Source organism: Streptomyces sp. NPDC038707 (genome assembly GCF_040636485.1).
Taxonomy (GTDB): domain Bacteria; phylum Actinomycetota; class Actinomycetes; order Streptomycetales; family Streptomycetaceae; genus Streptomyces.
Genome location: NZ_JBEZUP010000066.1, coordinates 1 through 14,024 on the forward strand (window position 1 = coordinate 1; position 14,024 = coordinate 14,024).

Annotated in this window: 11 protein-coding genes; 9 read left to right on the forward strand and 2 right to left on the reverse strand. The window is 71.9% G+C overall.

Features of this window, described 5'->3' with window-relative positions; translation table 11 throughout:
• Together AB0E62_RS39105 and AB0E62_RS39110 are read right to left on the reverse strand one after the other, a co-directional pair.
• A partial coding sequence (locus AB0E62_RS39105; protein WP_362205612.1) for an aldehyde dehydrogenase family protein occupies nucleotides 1-293 on the reverse strand: 293 nt, incomplete at its 3' end.
• 128 nt (nucleotides 294-421) lie between these two features.
• On the reverse strand, nucleotides 422-2,821 hold the full coding sequence (locus AB0E62_RS39110; RefSeq protein ID WP_362205615.1) for a SpoIIE family protein phosphatase: 2,400 nt from the start codon (nucleotides 2,819-2,821) through the stop codon (nucleotides 422-424).
• A 392-nt stretch (nucleotides 2,822-3,213) separates the two neighbouring features.
• Between AB0E62_RS39110 and AB0E62_RS39115 the strand changes: the two genes are divergently transcribed.
• The 9 genes from AB0E62_RS39115 to AB0E62_RS39155 all read left to right on the forward strand — a co-directional run bounded on the left by AB0E62_RS39115 (nucleotide 3,214) and on the right by AB0E62_RS39155 (nucleotide 13,916).
• On the forward strand, nucleotides 3,214-4,776 hold the full coding sequence (locus AB0E62_RS39115) for a helix-turn-helix domain-containing protein (RefSeq protein WP_362205618.1): 1,563 nt from the start codon (nucleotides 3,214-3,216) through the stop codon (nucleotides 4,774-4,776).
• A 443-nt stretch (nucleotides 4,777-5,219) separates the two neighbouring features.
• Entirely contained in the window at nucleotides 5,220-6,473 is a 1,254-nt protein-coding gene (locus AB0E62_RS39120) for a beta-propeller fold lactonase family protein (RefSeq protein WP_362205620.1), read from the forward strand.
• Between the two features lie 151 nt (nucleotides 6,474-6,624).
• Nucleotides 6,625-8,094: a condensation domain-containing protein gene (locus tag AB0E62_RS39125; protein WP_362205623.1), complete on the forward strand. Its 1,470-nt coding sequence runs from the start codon at nucleotides 6,625-6,627 to the stop codon at nucleotides 8,092-8,094.
• Nucleotides 8,094-9,653, forward strand: a complete 1,560-nt coding sequence (locus tag AB0E62_RS39130; protein ID WP_362205640.1) for a condensation domain-containing protein — start codon at nucleotides 8,094-8,096, stop codon at nucleotides 9,651-9,653. Before AB0E62_RS39125 ends, AB0E62_RS39130 begins: the two co-directional genes overlap by 1 nt.
• Nucleotides 9,654-9,766: 113 nt before the next feature.
• Entirely contained in the window at nucleotides 9,767-11,359 is a 1,593-nt protein-coding gene (locus AB0E62_RS39135) for an ATP-binding protein (protein WP_362205626.1), read from the forward strand.
• Nucleotides 11,356-11,763 (forward strand): roadblock/LC7 domain-containing protein, encoded by a 408-nt coding sequence (locus AB0E62_RS39140; RefSeq protein ID WP_362205629.1) that lies wholly within the window; start codon nucleotides 11,356-11,358, stop codon nucleotides 11,761-11,763. Before AB0E62_RS39135 ends, AB0E62_RS39140 begins: the two co-directional genes overlap by 4 nt.
• The gene (locus AB0E62_RS39145; protein ID WP_362205632.1) at nucleotides 11,760-12,107 is read left to right on the forward strand and encodes a DUF742 domain-containing protein; all 348 of its coding nucleotides are present in this window, start codon (nucleotides 11,760-11,762) and stop codon (nucleotides 12,105-12,107) included. The genes AB0E62_RS39140 and AB0E62_RS39145 overlap by 4 nt, the downstream gene beginning before the upstream one ends.
• Entirely contained in the window at nucleotides 12,088-12,705 is a 618-nt protein-coding gene (locus AB0E62_RS39150) for an ATP/GTP-binding protein (RefSeq protein WP_362205634.1), read from the forward strand. The genes AB0E62_RS39145 and AB0E62_RS39150 overlap by 20 nt, the downstream gene beginning before the upstream one ends.
• Nucleotides 12,702-13,916, forward strand: coding sequence for a cytochrome P450 (locus AB0E62_RS39155; protein WP_362205637.1), 1,215 nt, complete (start codon nucleotides 12,702-12,704; stop codon nucleotides 13,914-13,916). Before AB0E62_RS39150 ends, AB0E62_RS39155 begins: the two co-directional genes overlap by 4 nt.
• Nucleotides 13,917-14,024 lie beyond the last annotated feature (108 nt).

Genomic DNA, 14,024 nt, shown 5'->3' on the forward strand with positions numbered 1-14,024 from the left:
AGTTCCTCCGCGTACTGCTCCAGCAGCTGCGAGACGCGCCACAGCACCACACCGCGCTGCGCACCGGACAGCCGCGTCCAACGGCCGTCCTCGAACGCTTTCCGGGCGGTTCGCACCGCCGTGTCCACGTCCCCCAGGTCGCCCTCGGGGGTGCGCGCGACCACGTTGCCGGTGCCGGGATCGATCACGGAGGAGGTCCTGCCCGACCGGGCCGGGACCCAGGAGCCGCCGATCAGCATGCGCTCCGGCTCGACGAGCGCCCCTCTCCCCCGCGGTATCCCGTCCACCGTCATCGTCGGCTCCCCCTGTCCGCGCTCCCGTACGCGCTGTCGAGCACATCCGTCAACGCAGCTTCATATATAATGTATGAACTGTCAACGGTCTCACCTCACCGCTCGGAGAGGCAAGCCGAGCGGTGGTGTCATATCAGCGAAGCGAAGTCGACCGGCTCCGGGGTGAGCGGCTGCTCGGCCCAGATGGTCTTGCCCTGCCGGCCATAACGGCAGCCCCACCGGGTGCTCAGCTGGGCGACCAGGAACAGCCCTCGGCCGCCCTCGTCGGTCCAGCGGGCCCGGCGCAGTCGCGGCTGGGTGTTGCTGGGATCGGTGATCTCGCAGACCAGTGCGCCGTCCCGGATGAGCCGGAGGCTGACCGGACCGCCGGCATAGCGGACCGCGTTGGTGATCAGCTCGCTGACGATCAGTTCGGTGGTGAAGGCCATCTCCGCCAGCCCCCAGGCGTCCAGCTGCTCGGCGGCCGCCCGCCGGGCCGTGGCCACGACGGCCGGATCGGCGTCGAACTCCCAGTGCGCCATGTCGTCCGCCGGGATCGCCCGGACCCTGGCGAGGAGCAGCGCGGCGTCGTCGCGGTGCGCGGTCTCGCCGAACCGGGACACCAGCGCCCGGCCCGCCTCGTCCAGGGACCGGCCGGGGCCGCACAGCCGCGCGAGGTCCTCCGCCAGCGTCCGCACTCCGGCGTCGAGGTCACCGTCCTCGCGTTCGATCAGACCGTCGGTGTAGAGGGCGAGGACACTGCCGGGTTCCAGGTCGACGACTGTCATCTCGAAGGGCATGCCGCCCACACCCAGCGGCGGCCCGGGGGCCACGCCGATCACCTCGGTGGTGCCGTCGGGCCGGATCACCACGGGCGGCGGATGACCGGCGCTGGCCAGCGCGCAGCGCCCGGTGACGGGGTCGTGCACGGCGTACAGGCAGGTGGCACCCACCGGGCTGTCGAGGTCCGCCTCCCTGGTGAGCTGCTGCACCCGGTCGTCGAGGTGGGTGAGGAGTTCGACCGGGTCGAGTTCCAGGTCCGCGAGCGTGCGCACGGCGGTGCGCAGCCGGCCCATGGTGGCGGTCGCGTACAGCCCGTGGCCGGCCACGTCGCCGACGACGAGGGCGACCCGGAAGGAGGGCAGGGGCACGACGTCGTACCAGTCGCCGCTGATCTCGGTGCCTTCTCCGGCCGGCAGATAGTGACCGGCCGTCTCGGCCCCGGGATGGTCACCCACGGGCCGGGGCAGCAGGCGCTGTTGCAGTGCCAGCACCGAGCGGCGCTCGCGGGTGTAGCGGCGGGCGTTGTCCACGCTCAGCGCGGCCAGCGAAGCGATCTCGGCCAGCAGGTCGGCGTCCCGCTCGTCGTAGGGGTCCTGCTGGTCCGTGCGCCAGACGGTCAGGTTGCCCAGCACCAGTCCGCGCGCGAAGAGGGGGGCCCACACCCCCGAGTGTCCGCCCTCGGGGACGAACATCCGGACCAGTGACTCGTCGCCGTCCAGGACGTCGGACACCACCGCCCGGTTCAGGATCACCGCCCGGCCCTCCTGGACGGCCCTGAGCGTGGTCGAGGTGGGCACCCTCGGGACCTGCTGACCGAGCTGGAGCAGTCCGGCGGGCCACGGGTCGTCACCGGCGGAGGCCATCGCCGCCCGGTGCACGTGCAGTTCTCCGCCGCCGGCCAGCCTGGGGGGCTCGTCGCCGCCCGGCACGGCGTCGGCGAGGTCCACCCAGGCCAGGTCCCCGAAGGCGGGCACGAGGATGTCAACCAAGTCCCGCACCACACGGGTGACGTCCAGGGAGCCGCCGATCCGCGTGGCGGTCCGGTGCAGCAGGGCCAGGTCGCGGCGGACGCGTTGCTGACCGAGTGTGTCGAGGTACAGGGCCACGACCTCCACCGGGGCCCCCTGGTCCACTCCCGTCCGGAAGGCCGACAGGGACACTTCCTCCCGCTGCGGGATGCGCGCCGTCGTACCGAGGTAGTCCCCCACCAGCGGGACACCCGTCTCGAGCACCCGGCGCAGCGCCGCCTCGACGTCCCGTGCGGACGTCCGAGGCGCCGGCCCGGTGACGGAGTGGACGACCGAGGAGCCGGCACCGGAGGGACCGGAGTGGACGTTGCTCAGGACGATGTTCAAGTTGGCGTCGTGGACCCGGAAGGCGATGCGGTCCTGGCTGAGCAGACCGGCCAGGAGGTGCGCGCCCTGTTCCCAGTCGACCACCCGCTGGGTGGGCGCGAGAAGCATGAGGTGGTCGGCGGAGGGCTGTAGCCGCACCACGCGGTAGGTGACGTCGACCGGATCGGCGGACCGGCGCCGCAACTGCGCCCGGCCGTCGGTGGGGATGCGGGTCTCGTCGGTCTCGCCGGCGGGTTCCCCGGCGAAGAGGTCCCTCACGGGACGGCCGCACACCTCTTCGGCGGTCCAGCCCAGCAGTTCCGCGGCCGCCTCGGACCAGCGCACCACGACACCCCGCGCGTCCAGCACCGCGGTCGCGACGTCGGCGGTTGCGTGCGGGGCCCGGCCGGCTCCAGCGGTTGTCCCGCCCATCTTCCTCCTCCGGGAGGACATCGTCGTCGTCCCAATTATTACGTCTATTGTTTATGGGCGTCTTGTCGACTGTTCGTCGCGGGTGGCCGGCCAGCCACCCGCGTCGGCCGCGGCACGGAGGTCGGGTCGGGGTGCCTCACCGCGTCACGTCGAAGCCCTTGAAATTTTTTATATGATACGAGATTCTCCGGCACCAGGGTCTGATGGAAAACCACCGCCCGAGCCGCTGCACCACGGCACGCCGGACATGCCGGACCGAACGCGGCACGGCCGGATGCGCACAGCCTCGCACTGGGGCGGGTCGTTTCGAGTCGGCACGGGAGCCGACACCGACGACAGGAGGGGCCGACATGCACGAGAGTCCGTTAGAAGAGGCGGGACCGTCCCGACCGGTGATCGAGTCGTCGTGGGCCCGGTCCCGGCGGCACGGGCTGCGCGCGGACGCGGCGCCCCGCCTCGTCCGGTCCCCGATCGACGAGGAGAGCGGACTCGTCCGCGCGGCGGACCCGGTGCTGGGACGGACACAGGACGAGCTCGATGGCCTTCCGGCCGCGCTGCTGCTCGCCGACCGGTCGGCTCGTGTCCTCGACACGCGCTTCACTGACGTGCCGTTCAGCGACGCGGTGGCGGACATCGGCATCGCGCCGGGGGTCCTTGTCGAAGAGGAGCAGATCGGCACCAACGGCGTGGGTACCTCGCTGGAGACCGGGCAGGAGCTGTTCATCCGTGGGTCCGAGCACTTCCTGAGGGCGTTCGATCCGTTCTCCTGCTACGGGCATCCGGTCGTACATCCGGTGACGCGCCGGGTCGAGGGCGTCGTCAACGTCGCCTGCCTCGCCGGGGCGGAGCACCCGCTGCTGCCGTCTCTGATCCGGCACGTGGTCAAGGAGATCCAGGACCGGCTCCGGCAGGACTCGCCCCTCGGCCAACGGCGGCTGCTGGCCGCGTTCCAGGCGGCGGCACGCCATCGCGGGCGTGCGGTCGTCGCCCTCGGTCCGGGACTCGTCCTGGCCAATCCCCCGGCGCTGGACCTGCTCCAGCCCGCCGATCATCCGGCGATCCAGGCGTGCGCCGACGCGGTCGGTCCCGTCCGCGAGCGGACCCACCGGCTGGTCCTGGCGTCCGGCTGGCCGGTCGAGCTGACCTGCACGCCGGTCGAAGGGGCCGACGGGGTACTCGTCGTCATCGTCCCGCAGCGCGGACCCCGCCGTGACGGTGCCCGCACCGAGGCGGCGGCCCAGTGGCCGCTGCTCGTCGTCGGCGAGCCCGGCAGCGGCCGGACCACCGAGGCACGGCGGGCGGCCGGGTCCGGCGCCGTCACCCTCGACTGCGCCGCGGTGGTCCTGCGAGGCGAGACCTCCTGGGCCGGGGCCCTGGGAGCGCTGCTGGACGGAGAGGGGCCGGCGGTCGTCCTGGAGAACATCGAGTTCCTGTCCGAGCGGCTGACGATGCTGCTGGCCAAGTCCCTCCCCGGCGCACGGCGCGGCATCATCATGACCTCCACGCCCGGTGGCCACCTCGAAGGCGTGCACGCCCCGCTCGTGGGGGTGTGCGCCACGCGTCAGGATCTGTTGCCGCTGCGGCGCCGCAGGCACGAGATCCCACGACTGGCGCAGGAAATGCTGAGCGAGACCTCGGCCTTCGGCCGCGTCCGGCTCACCACCGAGACCCTGCGCCTGCTGGCCGCGCAGCCCTGGCCGGGCAACCTGGCCGAGCTGCGCAGAGCGGTGCACGGCCTCGCCCAGGTCCGTACGGCCGGGGACATCCTCCCCTCGGACCTGCCGGTCTCGCACCGTGACCGGCCCTCCCCGGCCTCGCCGTTCCGTCAGGCCGAGCGCGAGGTCATCATCGCCGCCATCGAGGCCGCGAACGGGAACAGGCGCGAGGCGGCCCGGGCGCTCGGCGTGAGCCGGTCCACCCTCTACAACCGCATGCGGGCGCTGCGCATCCACTGACACCGGGCCGGCCCGGTCAAGACCGGTCCGGTGCGCATGCCCGCAATTGTGTTCCGGGCATGCGCACCGGACGCCTGAATCGGTGAAAGCATGCGGAGCAATTCATGGACGCCAGATTCGTCCGACACCCGTGCGCCCTCGATCACCGAATCCCCACGGCATCGTCGAAAACTTACCGCGCGCTCTTAATTATTTGTGTCACCACCATAATCCTTGCAGGTCAGATCAGGTCGACATATGCGCCCAACGCGCCCCTCGTCCTCTTTGCCGCAAGCCCGTGAAGGAGTGTCCAATTCTTTGGACAGGTGGACACCGAATTCCTCCCTACTGTGAAGAACGAGCCGCAGAGACACAGTCCGCATTCCCACCAGGCAACGCGGTTCCGCGTCAGTGATCCACCCGCACATTCCACTGCACAGCCCCGCGACCACATGGAGCACCAGATGGCAGGCATCACCACTTCCGAACTCCCCGGCACCTGTCCGCAGCAGTCCGGTCCGGGCCCCGCCCGCCGGGAGGGCAGGTCGTACCGGAGGCGCATGGCGTACGCCGCGGCCGGCGCCCTGGTGCTGTCCCTCCTCGGCACCTCCTCGCCGGCCGCCTTCGGCGCCGACGGTGCCACGTCCGCGTCGGCGTCCGCCGTGAACCACATCTACGTCGGCGGGGTGCTGTCCAACAACCTCGCGGCCGTCAACGTCACCGACGACGAGGGCGCCGCGCCGCAGCGCGTCCCGGGTTCGCCGTTCGCCTCCGGCTACGGAGCGTTCGTGGTCGCGGCCTCTCCCAACGGCCGGTTCCTGTACACCGTGCCCAACATCGACGCCGGCGAGATCCTGGTGTACGCGGTCGCCGACAACGGGCAGCTCACTCGGGTGCAGACCACGAAGATCCTGATCCCGGGCAACGCCACGACGATGGGGCTCAGCTTCTCCCCCGACGGCCGGCACATGTACGCCACGAGCGGCACCGGCTTCTTCGACAAGGGCGGCATCGTCACGACGTACACGGTGGCGGACAACGGCATCCCGTCCCAGACCGGGCAGCCGGTGAACATCGGGGCCTCCAGCGGTCTGATGATGTCCACGGTGTCGGCCGACGGCCGGAACCTGTACGTCAGCGACTACCGCCAGGGGCAGATCGTCCGCCTCGCCCTCGGCAGCGACGGCACCCCGTCGGCGCCGCTGGAGCGGGTCCCCACCGGCGCCGGGCCGTGCTTCCCGACGATCTCGCCGGACGGCAAGCACTTCTACAACGTCAACGAGCTCGGCGGCAACGTCTCCGGTTTCAGCATCGCGGCCGACGGATCGCTGACCCCGGTGTCCGGTTCGCCGTTCGCGGCGGGTTCGACGCCGCACTCCGTCACCATCACACCCGACAACCGCTACATGTACGTCCCCAACGTACTGTCACACACCATCGACGGCTACGAGGTCCAGGCGAACGGCGCGCTGACCAAGCTGGGGAACTCGCCGTTCCCCAGCGGTGCCGACGGCGACAGCCCGGCCCGCACCTTCCTGAGCCCGGACGGCAAGCACCTCTACGCGGTCGACATCGCCTCGGGGGCCGCGCCGCACACCGCGAAGCTGCACACCTTCACGATCGGTGCCGACGGCCGGCTCACCGAGTCGGCACCGGCGTACGACACGGGCATCACGGGAGCCGACGGACCGTCGTCCGTCCTCGTGCCCGGCCACTGACCGTGAGCTGAGCGCGTGCGGCCCGGGTTCGGCCCCCGGGCGGTACCTGGACCGCACGCGGCCCGGCCCCCGCACCACAACACCGCTCCCCCACGGGCACCACCATCACTCTCCCCATCAGGCATCGCCTGGGCGACAGACGAGGCAGGCCGTGAAGTTCATCGACATCTGGGACCTGGAGGTCACAGCCGGGCAGCTGACGGTATGGCGCCCGACAGCCGGTCCACCCCACAGCTCCGACTGGATGCCCGACGCGCGGCCCGCGTCGTACCTCCAGGAAGCGCACCTCAGCGAGGCCCTGAACTCCGCGACCAGCGGCCGGGGTCCCTCCTGGCTGGCCACGGCCTTCGAACTGCCCGGCCGGCTGGACGAGTACGCCCTGTGCAAGGCGTTCACCGACTGGATCAACCGGCACGAGGTGCTGCGCAGCCGACTGGAACCGTACGCCGACGGCGACCTGCTCGGGATGTACCGCAGCACCGTGCGGCCGGGCGCCGTCGGGCTGGTGCGCACCGAGCACGGGCACTTCGACGACCCGAGGGTGCTGTCCGCCCGCCTCGAAGCCGTCCTGGACGGTCACACCGATCCGCTGGCCTGGCCGTCCTTCGTGTTCCTCACCGTGCGGCACCCCGACTCCACCACCGTCTGCGTCGGCCTGGACCACCACAACGTGGACGGCTACGCGGTCCTCCTGATCGCCCACGAGATACGCGAGTTGTACGGCGCCGCGCTCGACGACCGGCGCGCCCGCCTCACCGAGGTGGGCAGCTACCTGGACTTCGCCGGTCCCGAACGCCAGGACGCCGCCCGGCTGCACGGCGACCACGAAGCCGTCCGGCAGTGGCGGGAGTTCGTGGCCGAGGGCGGCGGCAGGCTCCCCGAGTTCGTCCTCCCGGTCGCCGACGGGGACGCCCCGGCGCCGGTCCCCCAGACCGGCGGCCTGGACTGGCTGCTCGACGCCGAGGGCGCACGTGCCTTCGAGGCGGTGTGCAGACGCGGTGGCGGCGACTTCTTCTCCGGTCTCCTCGCCTGCCACGCCCTGGCCGGTCAACGCCTGTCGGGCCAGGAGAGCTTCCGCACCGTGACGCCGTTCCACACCCGCGGCGAACGGCGCTTCCACCGGTCCCTGGGCTGGTACGTGGGGATCGCGCCGGTCAGCGTCGCGGTGCGTGGCGGGGACGGCTTCGAACAGGTGCTGAAGGAATCCGGCGAGGCCCTGCGGCGCGCCCGCCCGCTCGCCTGCGCACCACTGGCCCGCCTCACCGAGCTGCTCGGCCTCCCCCTCGAACCCCGGTTCATGGTCTCGTACATGGACATCCGCTCCCTGCCCGGCGCCGGCCGGTGGACGGAGTGGAACGCCACCGCACTGCGCAGCCGCCGCATCCACCCGCACGAGGTCTACCTCTGGCTCATGCGCACGCGCGAGGGCGTCTACGTGAGCCACCGCCACCCCGACTCCGGGACCGCCCGGACCGCCGTCCGTTCCTATCTCACCGAGACCAGCCGCCTGGTGCGGCAGACCGCCGCCGGCGACCTGCCGTCCGCCATGCCCCGTCCCCGTCCGCACGCGTCCGCGGCCTGTACCTGCGGCGGCAGAGGAAAGGAACCCACCCCGTGCTGATGACCTTCCTGTCCGAGTACGTGCCGCAGGCCGGTGAACTGGTCGAGTTCCGGGTTCCCGAAGAGGCCGTCGAGAAGGCCCGGCGGGCACCGGTGCATCCGGTGCCGCCCTCCCCGGTGCAGGAGAACCACCTCCTGCGCTACCTGGCCAACCTCCGGGCCGGACGGCCCCAGTCCCCGTGGGTGGGACTCGCCTTCGACCTGCCGGGGCGGATCGACACCGCGGCCATGGCCGCCGCCTGGAAGAAATGGGCACTGCGCCACGAGACGGTGCTGACCTGGTTCTCGGCCGAGCCGGACAACCCCGCTCCCGACCGGGGCACCCCCGGCGGGACCCGCGACGAGGTGGCCGCCGCGGGCCCCGCTGCCCCGGACGGCGTCCGTACGGCGCTGATCCGGCACAAGGTCGCCGCCGAGGACGTCGACATACAGCCGGTGCCCCGCGGCGAGTTCGCCTCCCCCGAGGCCGTACGGGAACATCTGCGCGAGCAGTTCGGCAGCGGCACCAGCCCGATGGCCTGGCCGCCGTTCACCGCCGGGGCCGTTCTCGGCGAGAACTCCTCCACCGTCTATTTCGCCATCGACCACGCGCACAGCGACGCCTACTCCGTCCTCCTCGTCTTCGACGAGCTGCGCACCCTGTACCGGGCCGAGGTGGAGGGTACCGAGGCCGTGCTGCCCGAAGCCGGCAGCTACGTCGAGGCCGGCGCCCTCGAGCGCGAGCGGGCCGCCACCCTGCAGGCCGATTCGCCCGGGGTGCGGAGCTGGGTCGAGTTCCTGCTGTCCGGCCCGCTCCCGTCCTTCCCGCTCGGTCTCGGGGTGCCGGCGGGCGAGACGCGTCCCAGTCTGTCCTTCGAACTCGATCTGCTCACCGCCGACGAGGCCGACGCCTTCGCCAAGGTGTGCCGGCCACACGGTGCCGGCTTCTCCGCCGGTCTGCTGGCCGCGCTGGGTGTGCTCCACCGGGAACTGGGCGGACGCGAGGTGTACCGCGGTCTGTCCGTGGTGCACACCCGCAACGAGCCGCGCTGGCTCACCGCACAGGGATGGTTCATCAACCTCGTGCCGGTCGCCTTCCCGCTGACCGGGGAGGAGGACGGCCGGCCGCTGTCCCTGCCCGGACTCCTGGCGGCCGCGGGCGCCGGATTCCGCGGCGCCTGCAAGCTGGCCCGGGTCTCCCCGCTGCGGGTGGCCGAACTGGCCGGGCTGCCCCTGCAGTCCGACGACTCCGCCGTGCTGCCGATCGTCTCCTACATCGACGGCAGACACGCGCAGGGCTCGCGTGACTGGGCGGCCGCCAACTGCAACGGACTCTACGACTCCAGTCCGAGCAGCGAGGTCATGATGTGGGTGAACCGCTGCTGGGACCGCACTTACCTGAAGGTCACCTGTCCGGACACGCCCGAGGCCCGTGTCAACGTGCCGCGTTTCCTCGACCGGCTGCAACAGGTGGTCCGGTGGATCGCACGGGGTGGCGACGCGGATGCCGCCCTCGGACCGGCGACTGAGTTTTCCGTGCCGGCCGGAGACAAGATTCGCGCCAACACTGGCGCGAACTGATCTAATATTTTATATATGTAGAGCCTGGTGGACGCCGGATCGGCTGACGTCCACCAGGTCTGCCCGCCATGCCTGCTCCGGACACCTCCGGAGCACGACTGAGGACATCCTTCATGACCGCCCCTGAAACGACCGGCGAACGCTTTCCCCTTGCCGTCACCGTGCTCTCCACCGCCGTAGTCAGTGGCCTCGTCGCCGCGGTGGTGGTCGCGGCCGCGTCAAGTGGGACACCCGCCCTCGCCGCCTGGGGCGGAGGCTGCGCCGTGCTCCTGGGCACGGCCGGCGCCCTGGCCGCCCACGGCCGGCGTACGACCGTACGGGCACACCGCGACCTGGAGCGCATGCGCCGGGACACCGACCAGCTGCGGAGTCAACGCGCGGCACTGGAAGAGGAGTTCGCCCGGGAGCGCGCCCGGCTGAGCAGCGAACTGGCAGCGCAGCGCACTCTGCTCGGCAACGAACACGCCGACGACCGCGACCGGTTCGCCGCGAAGGTGTCGAAGCTCGAGGAGGAGAACGCCTTCCTGTCCGGCCGGGTGCGTGAGGCGACCACCGCCCGGGACGCGGCGGTCTCCGTGATCGGCAACATGGCGGGACGGTTCCAGGCCCTCGCCACCGGCATGCTGGCCGAACTGCGCGCGATGGAGGAGCGGCACACGGACGAGGAGGTCCTCGCCGACCTTCTGCACCTCGACCACCGCACCGCCCAGGCGGGACGGCTCGCCGACTCCCTGGCCGTCCTCACCGGCGCCCGCTCCGGCCGCCGCTGGGCCCGGCCCATCCCGATGGAGTCGATCCTGCGCGGCGCCATGGGCCGTATCAGCGGCTACCAGCGAGTGCGTGTGCACGCCTCCGGCGAGGCCGCGGTCGCCGGCCACGCCGCCGAGGGTGTGATGCACGCCCTGGCCGAACTCCTCGACAACGCGGCCAACTTCTCGCCGCCGACCGCCGAGGTCCACGTGTACGTCGAAGAGGTGCCGTCCGGCGCGATCGTGTCCGTGGAGGACGCGGGTCTGGTCATGAGCGAGGTGCAGCTGCGCCGCGCCGAGCACGCGGTCTCCGGCGCCGTCACCGATATCGGCGGCCTCAGCGGTACCCGGCTCGGCCTCGCCGTCGTCGGCGGGCTCGCCCGCAAGTACGGCCTGCGGGTGTCCTTCCGCCCTTCCTCCCGCGGCGGCACCGGCGTACTGCTGCTGCTCCCGCAGGAGATTCTGACCCGCCCGGCGACACAGTCCGCGGCACAGCCCCCGGCGGTCCGTGCGCCGGCCCCAGGCACGCCCGTGGACCCCGGTCGTCCCGTCTCCCGCTCCGCGGCCGGTCCCTCGTGGAGTCCCGGACGGGACGGCCCCGCCCCGGGGAACCGCGGAACGGACACGCCGGCCCTCCCCGCACCGGACGCACCCGCGACCGCCGCCCCCGACGGCACCGGCGCCCTCCCCCGCCGCCGTCGCGGGCAGGCCCTCGCCGCGGCCGAGCACAGCCGCGACCGGGCCACGACCGGATCCGGACGACGACCGCTCACCCCGGAGGACGCCAAGGCACGGACCGCCCGCTTCAGCAGCTTCCGCCAGGCCGTGCGCGGTACCGCGCGGGAGCGCGCCGAAGGCCGCGCCGCACCGGCGACCGCCGCCGACCCCATCCGGACCGCCACCCCCCACGAAACGGCCGACACCCCTTCGCTCCCGGAAGGCAGAACCACCTCATGACGGGCATCCACACCGCTGACGACAGACTCACCTGGCTCATCGAGGGCCTGCTGGAGCGCACCCCCGGCGCCCGGCACGCGCTCGTGCTGTCCCGGGACGGGCTGAAGCTGTGCCGTACCCCCGGCCTGTCCGCCGACCAGGCCGACCAACTCGCCGCGATCGCCGCCGGAATCCAGGCCCTGTCCCAGGGCGCGTCGATGGAGTTCGGCGACGGCACCGGCGGCGTGCGCTCCGCCATGACCGAGTTCTACGGCGGGGTCCTGTTCATCGTGGAGGCCGGCGCGGGGGCCCACCTCGCCGTGGTCACCGCGGACGACGTGGACCCCGGTCTCGTGGGGCACACCATGAGCGAACTCGTCGAGCAACTCGGCGAGCACCTCGTAGCACCTCCCCGGGCGTCATGAGCCGGCCGGGCAAGGACGACACTCCCGACCGCCTCTACACCATCACCGGTGGCCGCAGCAGGTCGGACCCGGCGGTCCGGTTCGACCTGGTGACGCTCGTGGTCGCGGAGTGCGCGCCGGCCCCGGGCATGCAGTCGGAGCACACCGCGATCCTGCGGATGTGCGACCGGCCCACGGCGGTCGTGGAGATCGCGGCCACCCTGCGGCTGCCGGTGAGCATCACGAAGGTCCTGCTGTCGGACCTGGTCGCGTCGGGCCGCGTGAGCGCCCGTCACCCGCGGGCCGCCGCACTTCCCGATTCCCGTCTCCTGGAGCAGGTGCTCGTTGGACTCCGCAAGCTCTGACACCCGCGTACCGCTGGGTGCCCAGGCCGACAACGGCCTGAAGATCGTGATCGTCGGCGGCTTCGGCGTCGGCAAGACGACCCTGGTCCGGTCGGTCAGTGAGATCCGGCCGCTCAGTACCGAGGAGACGATGACGCGGGCCGGCGAGTCCGTCGACGACGTCAGCGCGGTCCGGGCCAAGTCCGCGACCACGGTCGCCTTCGACTTCGGCCGCATCAGCCTGGACGCCCGCAACGTGCTGTACGTCTTCGGCGCGCCGGGGCAGGAACGATTCTGGTTCCTGTGGGACCGGCTCTTCTCGGGGGCCCTGGGGGCGGTCGTCCTCGTCGACACCCGGCGCATCGACGACTCCTGGTACGCCATCGACCGGCTGGAGGAGCAGGGCATCCCGTTCGTCGTCGCCTGCAACGACTTCGGCGGCCCCCGCCACACGGCCGCAGAGGTCCGTGCCGCCCTGGACCTGGACCCGTACGTCCCGCTGATCGACTGTGACGCGCGTGCACGGGAGTCCGTCAAGAACGTGCTGATCGAGCTGGTCGAGCATGTGCGCCGGCTCCTGGAGTCCCGTGGTCCGGCCTTCCGGAAGGAACTGGTATGACCGAGCCCGTCCCCCTGAGCGGGACATCGTTCCTGGCCGAGTCCGACCTCGACTACCGGGCGCTGAGGCGTGAGCACGGGGCCGTGGTGCCGGTCGTCCTGGACGGCGGTGTACCGGCCTGGCTGGTCATCGACTACCAGGAACTGCACCAGGTGACCGGTGACCCGGTGCTGTTCAGCCGGGACTTCGCCCTGTGGAACCAGTGGCAGTCCCTCCCCGACGACTGGCCGCTGCTGCCGATGATCCTGCGGCAGTTCCCGCCGGACCCGGGCGCGGGCGGCAGGCACATCATCGAGCGCAAGGCGGCGCTCAACTCGAGTCTGGACGGGGTCGACCTGTTCCGGCTGCGCCGCGACACCGAGTACTTCGCGGACGAGTTGATCAACGCGGTGTGCGCGAGTGGGAGGGCGGACCTCGTCACCGACTACGCGAAGCTGCTGCCGATGCGCGTCCTCGCCGTGCTCTTCGGCTTCCCCGAGGAGGACGGCCCGGCGCTGGTGGCCGCGCTCAACGACATGGTCGACGGCAACGAGCGCGCGGCCGCGGGCATGCGGCACCTGGCCGCGGCGACGGCCGGGCTGGTGGCCGCCCAGCGGCGGCGTCCCGGGGACGGCCTGGTGGGCCGGATGCTGGCGGCGGACACCGGTTTCACCGACGAGCACGTCATGCACGACCTGCTGGAGATCGCCGCGGCGGCCCATCAGCCGGTGGCCGACTGGATCAGCCACTCCCTCCGGCTGATGCTGACCGACGACCGGTTCGCGGCCTCCCTGTTCGGTGGCCGCAACAGCGTCGCCGAGGCCATGAACGAGGTGCTGTGGGAGGAGGCGCCCGTACAGATCGTCTCGGGCCGGTGGGCCGCGCGCGACACGCTCCTGGCCGAGCGTCACATCCGTGCGGGGGATCTGCTGCTCCTCGGCTTCCAGGCCGCCAACAACGACCCGTACGTGCGCACCCACCAGTCGGCCCCGACCGGCGGGAACCACGCGCACTTCGCCTTCGGACACGGCGAACACCGTTGTCCGTTCGCGGCGCAGGAGATGGCGGAGGTCATGGCGAGAACGGCGATCGAGGTGGTGCTGGACCGGCTGCCCGACATCGACCTGGCCGTCCCCGCCGAGTCGCTCACCCGGCGCCCGTCCCCGTGGCTGCGCGGCCTGACGTCGCTGCCCGTCGTGTTCACGCCGTCACCCGCCCCGCGAAGTCCCTAGGCCCCATGGACCAGTGGTCGCAGGCGAGCCATCACCGTATATGATGCTTTGTGTTCCGGAGGGGCCGGACGGTGATGGCGAACGAGGGACCCCATGACACGCGACCGC

Bases quoted from the DNA above. Each gene is read 5' to 3' on its own strand.
- AB0E62_RS39130 (WP_362205640.1), top strand. From the start codon at position 8,094: ATGACCTTCCTGTCCGAGTACGTGCCGCAGGCCGGTGAACTGGTCGAG.
- AB0E62_RS39110 (WP_362205615.1), bottom strand. From the start codon at position 2,821: ATGGGCGGGACAACCGCTGGAGCCGGCCGGGCCCCGCACGCAACCGCC.
- AB0E62_RS39155 (WP_362205637.1), top strand. From the start codon at position 12,702: ATGACCGAGCCCGTCCCCCTGAGCGGGACATCGTTCCTGGCCGAGTCC.
- AB0E62_RS39145 (WP_362205632.1), top strand. From the start codon at position 11,760: ATGAGCCGGCCGGGCAAGGACGACACTCCCGACCGCCTCTACACCATC.
- AB0E62_RS39120 (WP_362205620.1), top strand. From the start codon at position 5,220: ATGGCAGGCATCACCACTTCCGAACTCCCCGGCACCTGTCCGCAGCAG.
- AB0E62_RS39140 (WP_362205629.1), top strand. From the start codon at position 11,356: ATGACGGGCATCCACACCGCTGACGACAGACTCACCTGGCTCATCGAG.
- AB0E62_RS39135 (WP_362205626.1), top strand. From the start codon at position 9,767: ATGACCGCCCCTGAAACGACCGGCGAACGCTTTCCCCTTGCCGTCACC.